The organism is Phragmitibacter flavus (assembly GCF_005780165.1).
Classification (GTDB): domain Bacteria; phylum Verrucomicrobiota; class Verrucomicrobiia; order Verrucomicrobiales; family Verrucomicrobiaceae; genus Phragmitibacter; species Phragmitibacter flavus.
On sequence record NZ_VAUV01000007.1, the window covers coordinates 48,972 to 66,233 of the forward strand.

General features: G+C 57.2%; 14 protein-coding genes. 9 read left to right on the forward strand and 5 right to left on the reverse strand.

Annotation, left to right across the window (positions count from 1 at the left end; translation table 11 throughout):
- The first annotated feature begins 64 nt into the window (after positions 1 to 64).
- Positions 65 to 1,135 (forward strand): YqhG/Tai3 family protein, encoded by a 1,071-nt coding sequence (locus FEM03_RS10175; protein WP_138086148.1) that lies wholly within the window; start codon positions 65 to 67, stop codon positions 1,133 to 1,135.
- Positions 1,136 to 1,138: 3 nt separating this feature from the next.
- Here the strand turns inward: FEM03_RS10175 and tsaA are convergent, their stop codons facing one another.
- From tsaA to FEM03_RS10195, 4 genes are all read right to left on the reverse strand, one after another.
- Complete coding sequence (tsaA, locus tag FEM03_RS10180; RefSeq protein WP_138086149.1) at positions 1,139 to 1,819, reverse strand: tRNA (N6-threonylcarbamoyladenosine(37)-N6)-methyltransferase TrmO; 681 nt, start codon at positions 1,817 to 1,819, stop codon at positions 1,139 to 1,141.
- A gap of 6 nt (positions 1,820 to 1,825) precedes the next feature.
- Positions 1,826 to 2,422, reverse strand: coding sequence for a hypothetical protein (locus tag FEM03_RS10185; RefSeq protein ID WP_138086150.1), 597 nt, complete (start codon positions 2,420 to 2,422; stop codon positions 1,826 to 1,828).
- Positions 2,423 to 2,508: 86 nt separating this feature from the next.
- Positions 2,509 to 3,600, reverse strand: a complete 1,092-nt coding sequence (locus FEM03_RS10190; protein ID WP_166442760.1) for an amidohydrolase family protein — start codon at positions 3,598 to 3,600, stop codon at positions 2,509 to 2,511.
- Positions 3,601 to 4,048: 448 nt separating this feature from the next.
- Positions 4,049 to 5,149, reverse strand: a complete 1,101-nt coding sequence (locus FEM03_RS10195; protein ID WP_138086152.1) for a serine hydrolase domain-containing protein — start codon at positions 5,147 to 5,149, stop codon at positions 4,049 to 4,051.
- A gap of 122 nt (positions 5,150 to 5,271) precedes the next feature.
- Here FEM03_RS10195 and FEM03_RS10200 point away from each other — a divergent pair, with 122 nt between their 5' ends.
- Both FEM03_RS10200 and FEM03_RS10205 read left to right on the forward strand, forming a co-directional pair.
- Positions 5,272 to 6,408 (forward strand): hypothetical protein, encoded by a 1,137-nt coding sequence (locus tag FEM03_RS10200; RefSeq protein WP_138086153.1) that lies wholly within the window; start codon positions 5,272 to 5,274, stop codon positions 6,406 to 6,408.
- A gap of 166 nt (positions 6,409 to 6,574) precedes the next feature.
- Positions 6,575 to 8,539, forward strand: coding sequence for an FAD-dependent oxidoreductase (locus tag FEM03_RS10205; protein WP_166442761.1), 1,965 nt, complete (start codon positions 6,575 to 6,577; stop codon positions 8,537 to 8,539).
- A 151-nt stretch (positions 8,540 to 8,690) separates the two neighbouring features.
- On the opposite strand, the gene FEM03_RS10210 is transcribed toward FEM03_RS10205, so the two are convergent.
- Positions 8,691 to 8,876 carry an ATP-binding cassette domain-containing protein gene (locus FEM03_RS10210; protein WP_138086155.1) on the reverse strand — a complete coding sequence of 62 codons (186 nt, stop codon included), beginning with the start codon at positions 8,874 to 8,876 and terminating at the stop codon, positions 8,691 to 8,693.
- 1 nt (position 8,877) lies between these two features.
- On the opposite strand from FEM03_RS10210, the gene FEM03_RS24385 reads away from it, so the two are divergent.
- The 6 genes from FEM03_RS24385 to FEM03_RS10235 all read left to right on the forward strand — a co-directional run bounded on the left by FEM03_RS24385 (position 8,878) and on the right by FEM03_RS10235 (position 17,146).
- Positions 8,878 to 9,036 (forward strand): hypothetical protein, encoded by a 159-nt coding sequence (locus tag FEM03_RS24385; protein WP_166442762.1) that lies wholly within the window; start codon positions 8,878 to 8,880, stop codon positions 9,034 to 9,036.
- Positions 9,009 to 9,242, forward strand: a complete 234-nt coding sequence (locus FEM03_RS10215; RefSeq protein ID WP_206170955.1) for a low molecular weight phosphatase family protein — start codon at positions 9,009 to 9,011, stop codon at positions 9,240 to 9,242. The genes FEM03_RS24385 and FEM03_RS10215 overlap by 28 nt, the downstream gene beginning before the upstream one ends.
- A gap of 107 nt (positions 9,243 to 9,349) precedes the next feature.
- Positions 9,350 to 13,075, forward strand: a complete 3,726-nt coding sequence (locus tag FEM03_RS10220) for a DUF1553 domain-containing protein (protein ID WP_138086156.1) — start codon at positions 9,350 to 9,352, stop codon at positions 13,073 to 13,075.
- A 72-nt stretch (positions 13,076 to 13,147) separates the two neighbouring features.
- Entirely contained in the window at positions 13,148 to 14,407 is a 1,260-nt protein-coding gene (locus FEM03_RS10225; RefSeq protein WP_240772736.1) for a DUF1501 domain-containing protein, read from the forward strand.
- A 17-nt stretch (positions 14,408 to 14,424) separates the two neighbouring features.
- Complete coding sequence (locus FEM03_RS10230) at positions 14,425 to 16,515, forward strand: sensor histidine kinase (protein WP_240772737.1); 2,091 nt, start codon at positions 14,425 to 14,427, stop codon at positions 16,513 to 16,515.
- A 7-nt stretch (positions 16,516 to 16,522) separates the two neighbouring features.
- Positions 16,523 to 17,146 carry a response regulator gene (locus tag FEM03_RS10235; protein ID WP_138086158.1) on the forward strand — a complete coding sequence of 208 codons (624 nt, stop codon included), beginning with the start codon at positions 16,523 to 16,525 and terminating at the stop codon, positions 17,144 to 17,146.
- Positions 17,147 to 17,262: the final 116 nt, after the last annotated feature.

The window sequence follows — 17,262 nt, forward strand, 5'->3', positions numbered from 1 at the left end:
GATGAAGGCTGGTGATTGAGTTGGGGCCAAGGAGTTTCTCCGAGATCGCACCTTTTTAATCCCGATGTCTGTCAATTTTTTGAGATGGTTTGTAGGTCTTATGGCCGTCACAGGCACGGTGGTTGCGGCACCGGTTGGTGTTGAGAGCCCGTCCAAGGCGGTCGAGGCGTTTTATGAGGAATTGATTGCTCGAAAAGTGAGCGGACTGCCGCAGGGGGAGGCTTGGACTGCATTGCAACCGCGTATGACGGAAGCATTGGTGGCGAGCATTGAAGCGGCGCGGAAGGAGCAGGCGAATTTCAGGAAGGCGCAGCCGGATGAAAAGCCGCCGTGGATTGAAGGGGATTTGTTCAGCAGTTTGTTTGAAGGACCGCAGAAGTTTACTGTGGGCAAGGTCGAAGTGAAGAAGGATCGGGCCTTCGTTTCGATTGGATTTATCTTCGAGAGTGAAGGTGAGACGTCGAAGTGGACGGACACGGCGCTGCTTCGAAAGGTTGGCAAAGGCTGGCTTGTCGATGATGTGTTTTTTGGTGGCGAGTGGGCTTTTGGAAGGAAAAGCACCTTGCAGGACGCGTTATCGCCTGAACCAAGTTCGGTGTCGCCTGACGGGCGGTTTGAGTTTGTGGCCTACAGCATTGAGGAGAACAATGAAGGGAAGCCGCCGTTTGGGATTGTGGAACGGGCGTCGGGGAAGCTGGTGTGGTTTTCGGAGGAGGATTTGGGCGATGTTTCGCGTCCAGAGGAGTGGGTGTTGTGGTCGCCTGACTCGAAACGGTTTGCCCTTGTGACGCGGGTAAGCACGCGGCGGCTCGGCACGTTTTTTTATGGGTTGGAGGGTGAGGGTTTTGTCTCATTGGCGTGGAAGGATGCGGGGAAGCTCGAATTGCTGGCTGATGCCAAGGTGGTCGCTGCGGGCAGGAGAGACGGCTTTACGAAGAAGGCTCAATGGGGGCAGATCATTGCTGACGACACACTGCCGGTGCGGTGGTTGGATGTGAATTCAGTGGTGGTGGTTCGTGCGATGGATCGGATTGTTACGGAGGAGGGCAAGGATGAGTCGACCGCTTCTGGCACGGCGCGGGTCATTCTTCGTTGGGATGCGAAGACGCGAGGGTTTTTGATGGTGGGGGAGTGACCATCAGAGTGGTTCGCATTTTTCTATGAGGCAGTGGGTGGCATGGAGGGTCCATTCGATGTGCCAGCCGTCGATTTCGGTGGCGTATCGGCGTGGGGATGGCGACTGATTTTCGTGGTAGGCGGGTTGGGGTTGCAGGGCGAGGGATTGCTCGATGATGCTGCGAGCGGGTTCGGGAGGTTGAAGAATGCTTTGCCACTGGACGGGGAGTCGGGATGGGGGTTCGTCGGCGAAGCTGCTGTAGGACTCGGGGATGGAGTCGGCGTAGCGGACATATGGCTTGATGTCGAAGACGGGGGTGCCATCGACGAGGTCGATGCCGGAGACATGGAGGCGGGGGGCGAGGGGGCCGTCGAGTTCCACGCGGTCGAGTTTGACGACGGTGAGGGTGAGCCGGTTGGGTCGGAAGGGGGAGCGTGTGGCGAAAACACCGCGTCGTTCATTGCCGCCGAGTTTGGGGGGGCGGACGGTGAGGGCGGTGGGTTCTTGGGTGACGAGATGGAACTGGGTGATGAGCCAGAGATGACTGAAGGTTTCGATGCCACGGATGGCTTCGATGCGTCGGTAGGCGGGTTCAAATTCGATGATGCCCCAAGCTTCCGGAACGAGTCCGGATTGACGTGGCACGCCAAATTTGTCGGTGTAGCAGGTGCGCAAGATGGCGATGGGCGTGATGGTGGACATGGATGACTATCGATGCAGGAGTTGGAGGATCAGACGCCACGCGATTTGGTCTGAGGCTTTGTCGGGATACAGGGTTTTGGAGGTTTCCCAGTCGTAGAACCTGCGTAGGAAGACGAGGAAGGTCGGTTCGTCGGTGAAGGTTTCTGAGGCATTTGACTCGCCGTAGTCCTGACGGTAGAAGTGGCAGTTGCGGTAGCCGATGTGCGTGCCGCCTTCTTTGTGTGAGGTGGTGTAGGTGGCTCCATGGCGCAGGGCATCGAGGATTTGTTGTTGGATGAAGGGAATGTTGTCGAGTTGCGTTTCGGCGTTGAGAGCTTCGGTGGCGAGTTCGCTGTAGCGGGTGGGGAGGCTTTCGTTTTTGGCGGAGGGGAGCGGTGTAAGGTCGCGGCTCCAGAGGTCGAACCAGCTTGCTGAGGATTTTTCGAAATACTCATGGGTGTCCGGTTTCATCTGGGACCAGGATAGCTGCATGAACAGGGTGTAGTCGTTGGTCGAAGAGCGGGCGGCTTGATAGTCGAGTTGGAAGGTGCAGGGGAGGCCGTTGTGTTTGCCGGCTGCGTGGAAGGTAAGATGACCTTTGTGCAGATTGGCTTTGAATGGCATGAGGTGATCGCGTTCCAAGGCGCAGCGCATTTGGTGCGGGGAGCGGGCATCGGTGAAATGGACGGTCTGCGAGGCGCTTTGCATCGTCAGGCAATCTGCCAGGTGAGTTCGATGCCCAGGCCGACGGACAGGGGGGTGACCGGGCCGTTAGGGGTATCGAGGAGGGAGGCTTGGGAGGGGGCTTTGTGCATTTGGAAGGTTTGGGTGGATGCGGGGAATTGGTAGAAGGCGGGGCCGTTGAGGCAGAGGAAGTTGGTGAAGGCAGATTGTCCTTCGGTGGTGGAGAGATCGAGGCCGGCTTCTTCAAAGGCCATGGCGTAAAGTTGTGGGGCAATGCCGCCGGTGAAGCAACCTGCGGCGCATCCGCAAGGGGTGGCTTTGGTGGTGTGCGGGGCGCTGTCGGTGCCGGCGAAAAATTTGGACTGGCCGGGTTGGGTGGCTTGTTCGCGCAGGGCGGCGCGGTCGTCTTGGAATTTGACGACGGGCAGGCAGAAGAGGTGATATTTGAGGCCCTGGATGAGGTGTCCGAGGGTGTAGAGAAGATGTTGCGGGGTGATGGTTGCACCGATGTGGTCGGGAGTGCTGGCGACGAACTCGGCGGCGGTGCGGGTGGTGATGTGTTCGCAGACGATGCGCAGTCGGGGATGGGCTTCGATGAGGCGCGGCATGCGTTCGCGATAGAAGCGGGTTTCGGCGTTTTGGGTGGCGTCGAGGTAGTCGGGTCCGCTGAGCGCGTGTTGTTCGCCGTGGATGCAGAGGATGATGCCGTGGTCTTCCATGGCGCGGAGAACTTCGCCGCCGATGAGGTCATCCATGGGCATTCCATGTTCGGCGTTGGTGGTGCCGTGAGGTGGGTAATATTTGCAGGCGCGGAGGATGCCGGAGGTTGCTCCATCGCGGATCATCTGGGCGGTGGTTTGGCGGGTGAGGTAGAGGGGGACGATGAGGTGTTCGAAATTGCCGGCACCAGCGGCCTTGAGGTCGGCGGAGTAGCTTTCGATGGACCAGCTATCGGGTTGGGCGCTGCCGGAAACACGGGAGACAGGAGGTTGGGTGTTGGGCATGGCGAGCGCTCCTGCGCAGCCCATGTTGAGATGGGCTTTGAGGTAATCGGCCATGGCAGGGCCTTGGCGGAAGTGGGTGTGGAGGTCGAACCATTTGGGGAGAGTCAGTGTCATGAGATGGGATGGGTTAAGTGGTAGCCTTGTTGGACGCGGGATCAACTGGGAGGTGATGCATGGATCGGATGGGCAGAGTTGACGGATGAAGCATATTGAGCCCATGAGCGAGACGGTGCCCTTTTCTTGAGCGTGAAGTTGAGAGGCGTTTGGCCGGTTGTGGGGACGGCTCAACTGGAACGGCTGCTTTCTACGGCGGAGCAAGGTAAGGTTTGAGAGAATGCATTGGGTGAGTATTAAAGGAAACAGGGGCAGGTGTGGGTGGTGGCTTTCGGAGCGGCTTACCTCGAAGCGACGTTCTGTCTAACATCTCTGGCAATGGAACGGACTTTTAGCCCTTCACCAATCGATTCACCCAACCTTGGGCGTTGCCCAAGGCTCTCATCAAGCTGCACCTTCGGCGCTCAAAACATAGACCCCAATACAGGTCGAAGATTCGCCTCCACGATCACTTCGTGGCTGGATGGGCAATGAGTCCGGTGCTTGCTTGTTGGAGTTTTGCGTGTTCGACTTGGTTGACTGGCAGTGGCTCGGGGCGGAAGGCGGGGAGAAGTTTGCTCCAGACGAGGTCGAGTTCAGCCTGCATTTGTCCGGTTTGGGCGGTGATGGCGATGACGGCGTCGTGTTCGGGAATGACGAGGCAGATTTGTCCGTCGCGTCCGTCGCCACGGTAGGCGTTGTGTTGGCTGCGCCAGAACTGGAAACCGTAGCCTTGCTGCCAATCAGGAGTTCTCGCGCTTGGGGCTTTGCTATTGTCGACGTGTTTTGAGGTGGCTTCGGTAACCCATTTTTCGGTGAGCAGGGGTTTGCCGTTCCACTGGCCTTTTTGCAGGTAGAGCTGCCCGAACTTGGCAATGTCTTCGGTGCGGATGAAAAGGCCGTAGCCACCGAGACTGTAACCTTCGGAAGTGGTGGCCCATTCGGGATCTTTGATGCCAAGGGGTTCGAACAGGCGCGGTGTTAAGTAGTCGGGAACGGTCTGTCCGGTGGCTTTGGTGACGATGGCGGAGAGCACATAACTTCCTGGAGTGTTGTAGCGAAAGTGGGTGCCGGGTGGGTGGGGCACGGGATGAGCAAGAAAGTCCTTTACGGACGGGCCTTGGTCGAAGGTGAACTTGGGTTCGACGTCGTGTCCGCCGCTCATGGTCAGCAGGTCGCGGACGCGCATGGCCTTGAGGTTTTCGCCGGGGTCGGCGGGTGCTTCCGTCGGGAAGAATTTCAACACCGGGTCGTCGAGGTTGAGTTTGCCTTCTTCGACAGCGAGTCCGACCGCAGTGGCGGTGAAGCTTTTGCTCAGTGACCACATGATGTGTTTTTTGTCGGCGGTCTCCGGATTCCACCAGGCTTCAGCGATGACTTTGCCGTGACGCACGAGCATGAAGCTGTGTAGGGTATGGATTTCTTTGTCGGCGGTTTCGATGAAGTCGCGGATGGCGGCGGAAGAAATGCCTTCGGCTTCCGGGGTGCTGCGTGGTAGTGAGGTGTCGGTTGCTGAAACGGGATCGTTTGAGACGAGGAGCAGAAGGAGCGCGACGGATGGAATCTTCATGGTGGGTTGGAAGTGGAGGCGAGTGGAATTTGAATGGGCCAAGTTACAATGAAAGCTTGGAGCCAGTCATGATTTTTCGTGTCTGGATGTTGCAACAAGAAGGTGCGTGAAGATATTGCTCCATGGCCTGGCGTATTGAGGAGCATGTAATTCGTGGGGAGATTGACAACCGGGTGCGGGGTCGTGTGGTAGGGAAGGTGTGGTTGTCGGGAGTTGGGCAGCCGTTGATTCTCGATTTGAAGGGGGACTGCCATCCGGATCTTGCGGGTTGCCTGCTGGGGTTTGAGAATCCGAGGGCCACTCCTATGCCTGCGGGTCCGCCTGCCACGCGTCAACGGGGAACGGTGGGGGACATGACCGCGGCGCGCAAGGTGCGTGTTTATGATGTTCCGTTGAGTGAGGCGCTGGCGATGATCAAGAGCGGTGGCAAGCCGCCGGAACACATGGCGAATTCGCTGTATCTTGAATGGTTCAGTGCGTTGAGCGGACGGGTGGTGATTGAAAGTGCGGATTATCGTTTGCAGGTTTCTGAGCCGGCCTGGTGTTTCAGCGCTGAGGAGTGGGCCGAGCGTGAACGGCTGACGGCGGAAGCGGCGAATCCCTTTGCCAATTCTTTTGATCAGGACGCGAACGAAGAACAGGAGCCCTGGGATGAGTTTCGGTTTGAGCAACTGCTCAGGGAGAGTGATTTGGCTGGGGAGAAGTATCGGAAGCTGATGGAAGAGTATATGGATCATCCTGATCGGGATCGGATCATCGCGCACGAGATGGGCTGGGAGGGGCTGGAGGAGGGCGGCGACGGCGATGAGAAGACATTGGAGGATGATGTGATGGCCGATGGGGATGATGAGGGCGACGATGAGGATTGGTCGTTTGGGGATCGGAACGTTCATCCCGTCGCGCAGCGGGCGCGTGACTTGCTGGATGCGTGGCTCGTCGATCATGGCGAAGATGACGGGGAGGAGGAGAAGCCGGGCGTTGAATTGATGGAGGCGTTGATGAGTTTGCGCGTTAAAGTTGATACGCACCTGGGTTTTGTTGTGGAGGAGGATCGCTCAATGGAGGCGGGCATGCTGATCGCGTGGCTCAAGCGGGACTTGGAGATTGCCAATCGTGCTCTCGCGGCGGTGGAGTTGTTGAATGATCATCCGGCTTTTTCGGTCGAGCGATTGAGTCATTATCGATCTGAGCTGTTTGCCATTCGTGAGGGGGTGCTCGGCGTCATTGCTGACTTGCGGGAAGGTGACGGGAGATGGTGATGGTGATGGCGGCGATGGTGGTGGTGGAAATAGAGCAAATATTGCGGCGGTTGGGCACGTTTGATTGAGTCTGGGTCGTCACCTTCATTTGATTTTTATGCGCTGCGCCTTCCTTGTTGTTTTGTTTTTATGCTTTCCTGTTTTATTTCCGGCTGCGGAGAAAACGTTGACTGCAGACATCGTGGTTTATGGGGATTCGCCTTCGGCTTTGTCAGCGGCGCTTGAGCTGGCGATTTCTTCGCAGGATGTTTTGCTCGTTGGTCCGGTGGCGCATGTGGGGGGGATGATGGTTGAAGGGTTGGGGCATCAGGATGTGGACTGGCGCAGTGGCGATGGTGATCCGATTGGAGGACTCACATCGGAGTTTTTTCTACGCATCGGAGAGGCTTATGCGCCGGGCTCCGGGAAACGGCGATTTGATTTTGAAGCGAAGGTTGCGCAACGGGTGATCAACGAATGGCTGGAGGAGCACAAGGTTCGTCAGATGCGCAATGCGAGGCTGGTTGAGGGGACGCAAGCTGTTGAAAAATCAGCAGGCCGTATCAATGCAATCAAGCTAGAAGATGGAACCCGGGTCGCGGGCAAGGTGTTTATTGATGGGACGGTGGAGGGGGATTTGATGGCGGCAGCGGGAGTGACGCATACCTACGGCCGGGAAGGGAATGCGGTTTATGGGGAGAATTTCGGGGGGGTGATCAACCCGACGAAGAAGGATCAGTTTCAGGTGAAGATCGATCCTTTTGTGGTTCCGGGTAATCCGTCGTCTGGAGTGATTTTTGGCGTGCAGAACGAAGGAGTTGGAGAACATGGTGCTGGCGACAAGGCGGCGATGGGTTTCTGTTTGAGGTTGCCGTTGACGAAGAATCCGTCAAACAAAGTTCCGATCACGGCACCTGATGATTATGATGCCAGGGATTATGAGATCTACCGACGGTATCTGGTTGCCGGGGGCATGAACGACTGGCTGAATGGTCCGGGGAACGTCGACAAAAATCCAACCAAGAAGCTGTTTGACCTAGGCAGTTGGCATGACCTTTCGGGGAATTTTTATGGGCGGAATCATGAGTATCCGATTGCCGACGCTGCTGGCAGAGAAGCGATTTATCGCGAGCATCAGCAGTATACGCAGGGGTTGATTTACTGGCTTTCGAACGATCCTGCCGTGCCTCAGGCGATCCGCGACGAATGGAGCCGATGGGGATTGCCTGCGGATGAATTTACCGACAACGGGGGCTGGCCGAGGCGGCTTTATGTGCGGTGCGCGAGGCGGATGATTTCGGACTATGTGATCACGGAGGCGGATGTTCGTCGGAGGCCTGTAGGATTGGTCACGCCGCGTCCGATGGTGACTGATTCAGTCGGCATGTGCTACTGGCCCATCGATTTCCACAATGCCCGCACGGTGATTCGTGATGGGGCGGTTTACAATGAAGGGGCCTATTTTGACCTCACCAATTACCGGCCTTTTGGGATACCTTACCGGTCGATTGTTCCGAAACGCAGCGACTGCGTGAATCTGCTGGTTCCGTCGGCACTTTCATCGAGCTACAGTGGATACGGGGCTTTGCGGCTTGAGTGGACCTTTATGGTGTTGGGTCAGTCGGCAGCGGTGGCTGCTGCGATGGCGGTTGAGGGTAATGTGGCGGTGCAGGATGTTGCTTATGATGAGCTGAAGAAGCGGTTGCTGACTCGAGGTCAGCGGCTTACTCCAGAGGACTCGGCGGTGGGGATTATCATCGACAATGCGGATGTGGAGGGTATCTCAATTACCGGGGCATGGGAGACTCATGTTGAACCTCGAAGTGATCTCGGGGGCTGGTTGCACGATGGGAATCAGGGGCAGGGAAGCAAGTCGGTTCGGTTCACGCCGGACATTCCCGAGTCGGGTGTTTACTCGGTGCAGGCGCGATGGAAGTCGGACGAGAAAAATGCGAGCGCGGTTCCAATGGAGATTGCTCATGCTGATGGAACCGCGAAACCTGTGGTCAATCAGCGGGAGAAAGGAAACCGGTGGAATGTGCTGGGGAGCTATGAGTTTAAAGTAGGAACTTCGGGATTTGTGAGCATCGGCAATGAAGGCGCTGATGGACGGGTGGTGGTCGACGCGGTGCGATTTGTGAGGGTGGAATGACCCAAACTTCTGAGTCTTTGCGTGGTGCAGCACTCAAAGACGCAATAAGGAAATCATTCGGCTGAGCGATAAGTTCCAACCAATAAAGTTGTTCTACGTCAATGATGCAGAACAATAGCCTGCAAAGCGACAGTCCGCACTGGCCTCGGCTTCAACTGAAGCGGCCGGTGATGTCTTCTTCGGTTTGTTTCTGGCCGGGGTTCTGGAAAAGCTGAAGGGTGGGGGCGTATTCGATCAGTTTGCCTAGGTGGTAGAAGGCGGTGCGGTCGGAACAGCGGGTGGCTTGTTCCATGTTGTGGGTGACCATGACGATGGTGAACTCGCTTTTCAACTGCACGATGAGTTCTTTGACCTTGGCGGTGGCGAGACTGGAAAAGGCGGCTGAGTTGTTGAAGGATGAGTCGATGCCGGTGGAGGTGGAGCATGAGGACCGGGTGATTTCGCAATACACGATCGAAGGGCATGAGACGTGGACGAATTTTTGGAGGCGGGCGTGACGACGGTGATCACGGTATGTGGGCATGCGGATCAGGCTTGTCCGATGTTTCCCGGGAAGGTGCGGCGGCATCATTTTCCGTTTGATGATCCGGCGCATGCAACTGGGGATGAGGAGGCGCAGATGGTGGTGTTCCGGCGGGTGCGTGATGAGATTCGCGCGGTGTTTGGCGCGTATGCGGCGGGCAGGTTGGATGAGCGGGGGTGAGCGGTGCTGGGGAAGTTGTATTCCTTTCGCGCACGATCGTGTGATGCGGTCTGGGGTGCGGGGGGGATGACCGGTGGGTATGATGGCTGACGATCTTTGCACCCGTTATGACTGTTTCTTCTCTTTCTCTGTGTTTCTCCGCCGTTCCAGGACGGTTGGGATGTTTGGTGATGGCAATTGTGGTTGGTGGTGGTTTGACCGGGTTTGCGTGGGGTGCTGAATCGGCAACGTTGGCTGCCAGATGGGCCTTCGATGGTCAGGATGTTTTGGGTGAGTGGCAGGGGCGGGGGACTCGTCCAGCACCGGGGCCGCGGGAGCCAAGGTATCCAGGTTTTGCGGCGGGTAATCAGGCGATGGAACTGGCGGGTAGAGACGCGGCGTTGATGGTGCCGGATGCGCCGGAGTTGCGTTTTCAGAAAGGCGATGGCATCACGCTCGAAATGTGGGTGAAGGTGCGCAAGATCCGTGATGGGCAGATTGTGCATCTTCTGGGCAAGGGGCGGAACGGCACGAGAGAGTTTGGCGACAAGAATCAGAATTACGGATTGAGACTAAACGGGATGAATGGTGGGGCGGCGATTGGGTTTATCTTCACCAGCGCTGCCGAGGATGGGCAGATGCCCAAGTGGCACCGTTGGTGCAGCAAGGAGTGGATGCAGATTGATACAGGCTGGCATCACATTGCGGTGAGTTACACTTTTGGTAAGAAGGATAGTTTGCGTGGTTACATTGACGGGGTGGAAGTTAGTGGTGGATGGGATCTTGATGGGGCCACGGATCGCGGTCCGGTAAGTGATGGTGATACGCTGGTGATTGGCACGGGTTATTCACGCGGACCGTCGGAGACGCTGGATGGCTGGATGGATGAGGTGGCGATTCACCGTGCGGCGCTGCCTGCGGCCGAGTTGAAGAAACGTTATGCCATGGTTCCCGCACCGGTCCCTGCGATGGACCGCAGCAGGTTGCAGGATGGTCGTGTGTTGGTGGAGTTGTGCGAGAAGGGGGTGCCGCAAAAAACGCAGTGGCCGGTGGAGCCGCCGGTGGCGACGGAGTCCTACTTTGAAGACGTGTTTGGGTTTGCTGATCTGCCGCAACGTTATGTGGGGACGGGAGTGAGGGGGGATCGGGCCGGGACTTTTTTGTTGCGTGCGTCGGCGTTGGTCAAGTTTCCAAAGGGCAGCAACCGGATGTTACTGCGGGGACGTGGAGCGGCGCGATTGTTTATTGATGGCAAGATGGTGTTGCAGACGGCTTTTCCCAAGCGTGGAAGGGATGGGTATGCGCTGCTTTCTGAGCAGGACAAGTATCTGAATTTGGGTGCTGATTTTCGGTTTGCACCACCTGGCAACCTTGAGGTGACGGGGGCTTTCACTGGAAATGATGAGTATCAACTGGTGGTGTTGGAGACGTTGGTGGGAGGCGGGGCCGGGGAGAGGCGTTACCGACCGGAGTTGGGGGAAACGGTGGTGGCGATTTCGCCGGAGGGTGCTGGTTCCTGGAAGCTGCTTTCTCCGGGAACGCGTCAGGTAACTTATACCGATGCGGGTTGGGAGAGTTATGAGAGGGAGCGGAAGGAGCATTTTGCAAAGGTGAATCGTGAAGCGCGCGCGGCCCGTCGTGGTGAGCATGCGGCTTATTGGAATGGACGCAGGGAGGCGGCGGATAAGTGGATTAAATCAACGCCGGAAGTGAAGGTTCCGGTTTTGCCAGCGGGTTTTCCGGCTCATAACGAGATCGATCATTTTATTGCGGCGCGCATCGTGGAAGTGGCGGGGGATTCCTCGGCTGGTTCAGCGGATGGCGTGGATTATTATCGGGATGTGCAGCCCATTCTGGAGGCGAAATGTTACAGCTGTCATCAGGGTGGCGATGCCAAGGGCGGTCTGAGCCTGGACACTTTGGCGGCAGCGCTCAAAGGCGGGAAATCGGATGGTGCGGCCATTGTGCCTGGCAAACCGGCGGAGAGCGCGGTGCTGTTGCGTGCCACGGCGGATCCAGATGACATCATGCCTCCGGAGGGCAAAGGGGAGTCGCTTAACCGGGCGGAACTGGCAACGCTTGAACGCTGGATTGCAGAGGGTGCTCATTGGCCTGATCTGCGTGTTTCGACGTTGAAGATGACACCGTTGACCGAGGATTTGACTTTCCTCCGCAGGGTGATGCTGGACACGGTGGGGGTGGTGCCGAGTGAGGCGGAGATTCAGGCGTTTTTGGAGGATGATGCACCGAATCGCAGAGAAGAATGGATTGATCGTCTGCTTGCTGATCCACGCTGGGCGGACCGCTGGATGGGATATTGGCAGGATTTGCTGGCGGAGAATCCGAACATTCTCAATCCGACCTTGAACAACACGGGGCCGTTCCGTTGGTGGATTTATGAGTCGTTGTTGGACGACAAGCCGATGGACCTGTTTGTCACGGAGCTGATTCGCATGGAAGGCAGCACGCTTTTTGGCGGGCCGGCGGGGTTTGGCATGGCATCGCAAAACGATGTGCCGATGGCGCAGAAGGCGATGATCGTGAGCAGTGCTTTTCTGGGGGTTGAGATGAAGTGCGCCCGCTGCCATGATTCGCCGGCGAATGTGACGAAACAACAGGAGCTTTTTGAGCTGGCGGCGATGATGGGCAGGAAGCCGATCAAGCTGCCTGAAACGAGCAGTGTGCCGCTGGATCGCATTCATCAGAGTGGGCGTGAGCCGTTGATCAAGGTGACGTTGAAGCCGGGCAGCACGGTGGTGCCCAAGTGGCCGCTCGGGCAGTTTAGTTCCGAGGGGGTGGCGGCTGCACTGGCGTTAAAGGCCGACGATTCGCGGGACCGGCTGGCGGCGCTGATCACGGCGCCACAGAATGCCCGCTTTGCGCAGGTGATGGTGAACCGTTTCTGGCAGCAGTTGATGGGACGTGGTGTGGTGGAACCGGTGGAGGATTGGGAAAAGGGGCGGCCTTCCCATCCGCAGCTTCTTGAGTGGCTGGGTCGTGAGTTTGTGCGCTCGGGGTATAACATCAAAGCAATTCAGCGGCTGATTTTGAATTCGCATGCCTATCAGCGTCAGGTGGATGAAACGTTGTCGGCTCAGGAGCCGCTGTTTGTTTCGCCCGCGCCGCGGCGGCTTGCGGCAGAGCAGATTGTGGATTCGCTTTTTGCCGCGACGGGAAAGCCTTTTGATGTGGAGGAAATGAGCCTGGACATTGATGGGGATCGAACGGCGAACATTTCGCTAACGCTTGGCAGCCCACGGCGTGCATGGATGCTGGCGTCGACTTCGAATGAGCGTGATCGTCCAAGTTTGATGTTGCCTCGCATTCAGGCGGTGGCGGATGTGTTGGAGATTTTTGGCTGGCGCGGGGCACGGGTGGATCCGGTGAGCAAGCGTGAGACGTCACCAAATGTGCTGCAACCGGCGATCATTTCCAACGGCACGGTGGGTGGGTGGCTTACCCGGCTGAGTGATGATCATGGGTTGACGGAACTGGCCTTGGAGGAGCAGAAGGTGGAGGTGCTGGTGGAGCGGCTTTTCCTGCGTTTGCTTACCCGCAAACCGACGGCGGACGAGCTGGAGATTTACGTGTCGCTGTTATCTCATGGATATAACGAGAGGATGGTTACGATGGAGAAACTTCCTGTCGTGAAAGCTCAGCCGCGAGTGCGGGAAAGGTATGTTAGTTGGTCCAATCATGTGGATGCGGAGGCGAATGTTTTGCGGGAGAAACACTCGGCACAGGCGAGGAAGGGTGACACCCCGACGAACCGGCTGGAGGCTGACTGGCGCAGTCGGATGGAAGATGTGGTTTGGGCACTGATCAATGTGCCGAGCTGGATTTCGGCTCCCTGATTTGACCGATAGAATTTGCTGAATACGATTATGAAAACGAATGCATCTCTAACTATAAGTCGCCGTCATTTCATGCAGCGGGCAGCTACTTTGGCAGCGACTCCATGGCTTGGTCAATGGGGCGGGGCGACAGAGTCAACGTCATTGCCAATGGGCAATGCTGAGCATTGCATCTTCGTCTGGTTGGGCGGCGGAATGTCGCAGATCGATACTTTTGACCCCAAACGTCGCGGCAATGCCAAGGCGTCGCCGAAGGTGGCCGGTTCAGACTACGCGGCGATCGACACGGCGGTTCCGGGGGTGCAATTTACTGAGCACCTGCCGGGGATGGCGCGGCTTGCGGAACGGATGACGGTGGTGCGCACGGTCAATCATCATGTGGTAGATGAGCATGCTTTTGCGACCAATCTGGTTCACACCGGGCGGATGATCAGCGGCACGGTGATTTACCCTTCGATCGGTTCCATCGTGGCCCAGCAGCGGGGTGCGGTCAGTGCGGATGTGCCGGCCTACATGCTCATGGGATTTCCGAACGTGAGTCGCGGACCTGGTTTTTTGGGGGCGAGACATGGGTATGTGTATCTGCTGGATACGGAGTCAGGACCGGCGGGGTTTTCCCGTCCGGAATGGGTGAACATGGACCGGGCGGACCGGCGGCAGGCTTTGTTGAAACCTTTGTTGGAACGGGCTCCGGCGGGCACGATGAGCGGAGAGTATGAGGTGGCTCAACGCGAGGCGCTGCGGCTTGCGGGGCCGGATTTCATGCGGCACTTCAAGCTGGGTGAGGAGCCGGATGTTTTGCGACAGAAGTATGGAGGTGAGTTTGGACAGCGCTGTCTGCTGGCGCGGCGGCTGGTGCAGGCGGGGGTGCGTTTTGTTGAGGTGTCGCACAACCTGAATTTCATCAATGGCACGGGCTGGGACACCCACAATGAGGGGCAGGTCAATCAGCACACGTTGGTCAAGGAACTGGACACGGCGATGTCGGCATTGATCGTTGATCTGGAAGAGAAAAAATTGCTCGACAAGACATTGGTGGTGATCGCCACGGAATTTGGCCGTCCAGCGGAGTTTGATGGTCGGGGTGGACGCGGGCACCAGGGGGCGGCGTTCAGCATGGTGCTGGCGGGTGGCGGATTAAAACATCGGGGGGTGTTTGGGGTGACGGATGAGCTGTCGAAAAAGATTGTGGAGAGTCCGGTGTCGATTCCAGATTTTCATGCGACGATTCATGCCGCGCTGGGGATTGATCCGCACCGGTCATTGATGGATGGCACCCGCCCGATTCCGATCACGGATGAAGGTAAACCTATTGCAGCGTTGTTTGGTTGAGGTGTAGGCTGGTGGGCATGGTCGAGGGCATCTGCATGAATGTGATGGGCAAGGCGGGTATCCGCTGGTCAATCATGCTGGCCATGGGCTTGGGTGGCGTGACAGGTGTTGCTGCTGAAGTTCCGGTGTTGAGAACGGCTTTGGAAGTGCGTTCGTTGCCTGTTGAGGAGGCGGAGAAGGGGCTTCCGGTGGAAATACGTGGCACGGTGATTTTTGTTGATCTGAAGATCGGTTCCGCACTGATCCAGGATGACACGGCCGGGACCTATTTTCGTGGCCATGGTCTTTCCGGACTGCGTCTGGGTGACGAGGTGGAGGTGAAGGGTATCACTTTTCCTGGTTTGTATCTGACGGGGATTGAAAAGGCGAGTTATAAGAAGCTGGGGCAGCGGCAAATGCCGGAGGCATCAACGGCCACTTACGGAGATTTGCTTTCCGGTCGGTTTCATTACCAGCTTGTCGCTGTGGAGGGAGTTGTTCATGCGGCGGGGGAGGCAGGGGATGGAAATCACGCCACGCTTCTGGTGGCGATGAATCAGGACTTGCTGGAAGTGCAGGTGTTTGCACTGCCGGAGCAGATGGATTCGCTGGTGGACAGTTATGTGCGCATTGAAGGACTGGCGGCCGGTGCCATCAACCATCGGCGACAATTGGTGCAGCCGGTTTTATGGATGCAGGATTGGGATCATTTGAAGATCGTGAAGACGGCACCGGCCATGGATGAGGTTCCGGCGATTTCGGGCAGCAAACTTCTGGCTTTTAAAGTGGTGGGTCAAGGGGGACATCGGGTGCGCGTGACAGGGACGGTGGTTGCGGCTTTTCCTGATGGCGACGTGTATATTCGCGATGAGGATACGGCAATCCGATTGCGGCTTCAGGAGCCGGATGGGTTGCGGGTGGGAACGCGGATTGAAGCGGTGGGGTTTCCCAAGATGCAGCAGTTCAACGCATCACTGACCAATGCAGTGGTGCTTGAGCAGAGGTTTGAGCAGGAACCTTCGGCGATCGATTTGAGGTTGAATGAGTTATTGGGTGGCGAGCATGATAATGAACTGGTGTCGATAAGTGCGACTATCTCCGGATGTTTCAGGACGGAGGAGGGACATGTATTGGTGCTGGAGGAGAAGGGCGCGACGATTCGTGCCCAGTCGCCGGTTTTGGAATACGAGCCGCAGATAGGGACTCGGGTGCGTGTCACCGGGATTTGCCAGGTGGAAGCCAACGAGATTGCCCATCATGGCGTGGTGTCGAGACCACGCGCGTTGAGTTTGCGCTGTCGCAGTGGCGATGATGTGATGGTGCTTAAATCTCCTTCGTGGTGGACGGCGCAGCGGCTTGCGATGATCGTTGGGGTGTTGTTGTTGTTGGTCAGTATGGCGGCGTTATGGATTGCGATTTTGCAGCGTCAGGTAAGTCGGCAAACGTCGGCATTGCGTCGGCGGATTGAACGTGAAGCGGCATTGGAAGAGCGTCATCGAATTGCGCGAGAGTTTCACGACACTTTGGAGCAGGGACTTACCGGGTTGATGCTTCGGCTTGAAGCGGTGCAGGCACGTGGGGTCAATGACAAGAGTGGACAACTGCTGCGTGCTTCGCGGGGGCTGGTTTCACAAATGCAGGCTGAGACACGGAGTTTGGTTTCAGGGTTGCGCGAGCCGTCGCAGGAGGGTGGGGATCTAGTTTCTTCTTTACGGGCGATGGTCGAGGAGCAGCCTGCCGGTTGCGGTCCCCAATTGACACTGGAGACGGATGCACGGCTGCCGCTTTTGCCCTCGCGCACCATTCATCATTTGCGCATGATCGCGAGGGAGGGGGTGACCAATGCATTGAAGCATGCAGACGCACGGGAGATTCGGCTCATGGTTGAGATGAGGGAGGGATGTCTGTGTTTGAAGATCGTCGATGATGGCCGTGGATTTGATCCCGAAGGGCCTTGTGCGGGTAGGGCGGGGCACTTTGGGTGTGTTGGCATTGAGGAGCGTTGTGAGAAGATTGGTGCGGTGGCGCGCTGGCTTTCGATACCGGGCAAGGGCACGACTTTGGAGATTAAGTTGCCGATGGAAAGTTCTGACCAACACGACCGTAGTCACTTGATCACGGAAGGTTGATTCTTTTATGCGCGCTCCACTAACGGTTCTTATTGTTGACGATCATTTTGTTGTGCGCAGCGGGTTGGGCGCAGCGCTCGAAGTGGAGGATGACATTCAGGTGATCGGTGAGGCCAAGCGCGGAGATGAGGCATTGGCGGCTTATCAGCGTTGGCAACCGAGTGTGGTGTTGATGGATTTGCAACTTCCTGGCCTCACGGGGGTGCAGGCGACGGCAGCATTGGTTGCTCATGATGTTAATGCGCGTGTTTTGGTTTATTCGACGTTTGTGCATGAGGATGATGTGCAGTCGGCGCTGGATGCGGGGGCATCGGGTTTTGTTCAAAAATCTGCGTCGCGCGACGAGCTGCTGAAGGCTTTGCGACGGGTGGCCGCTGGAGGAACGTATCTTCCGCCTGAGCTGGATCAACATCTCGCCAATCTGCGGTTGTGTGCCGCAGTGACCAGTCGCGAACGCGAGATTCTGGAGCTGATTGCCCACGGACATGCCAATAAACAAATTGCCGCGTTGTTTGAGATCTCTGAGGATACCGTCAAACGTCACGTCAGCCACATTCTCGAAAAGTTGGGCGCTCATGACCGTGCCCAAGCCACTGCCGAAGCCATTCGACGCGGGATCATCAAGGTGTGATCGGCAGGGCCTCACCATGCTGGGGGAGTGATGGATACGGATGTTGTCAAGCAATTCGTCATCACCCGATGGTGGACGGTGTGAAGGGTGACGGGGGCTACGGATTTTGGGATGAT

What these genes read in the sequence shown, in the direction of transcription:
- FEM03_RS10230 (WP_240772737.1), top strand. Translation starts at nt 14,425, where the DNA reads ATGGTCGAGGGCATCTGCATGAATGTGATGGGCAAGGCGGGTATCCGC.
- FEM03_RS10185 (WP_138086150.1), bottom strand. Translation starts at nt 2,422, where the DNA reads ATGCCATTCAAAGCCAATCTGCACAAAGGTCATCTTACCTTCCACGCA.
- FEM03_RS10175 (WP_138086148.1), top strand. Translation starts at nt 65, where the DNA reads ATGTCTGTCAATTTTTTGAGATGGTTTGTAGGTCTTATGGCCGTCACA.
- tsaA (WP_138086149.1), bottom strand. Translation starts at nt 1,819, where the DNA reads ATGTCCACCATCACGCCCATCGCCATCTTGCGCACCTGCTACACCGAC.
- FEM03_RS10195 (WP_138086152.1), bottom strand. Translation starts at nt 5,149, where the DNA reads ATGAAGATTCCATCCGTCGCGCTCCTTCTGCTCCTCGTCTCAAACGAT.
- FEM03_RS10225 (WP_240772736.1), top strand. Translation starts at nt 13,148, where the DNA reads ATGCAGCGGGCAGCTACTTTGGCAGCGACTCCATGGCTTGGTCAATGG.
- FEM03_RS10220 (WP_138086156.1), top strand. Translation starts at nt 9,350, where the DNA reads ATGACTGTTTCTTCTCTTTCTCTGTGTTTCTCCGCCGTTCCAGGACGG.
- FEM03_RS24385 (WP_166442762.1), top strand. Translation starts at nt 8,878, where the DNA reads ATGAGTTCTTTGACCTTGGCGGTGGCGAGACTGGAAAAGGCGGCTGAG.
- FEM03_RS10200 (WP_138086153.1), top strand. Translation starts at nt 5,272, where the DNA reads ATGGCCTGGCGTATTGAGGAGCATGTAATTCGTGGGGAGATTGACAAC.
- FEM03_RS10190 (WP_166442760.1), bottom strand. Translation starts at nt 3,600, where the DNA reads ATGACACTGACTCTCCCCAAATGGTTCGACCTCCACACCCACTTCCGC.
- FEM03_RS10235 (WP_138086158.1), top strand. Translation starts at nt 16,523, where the DNA reads ATGCGCGCTCCACTAACGGTTCTTATTGTTGACGATCATTTTGTTGTG.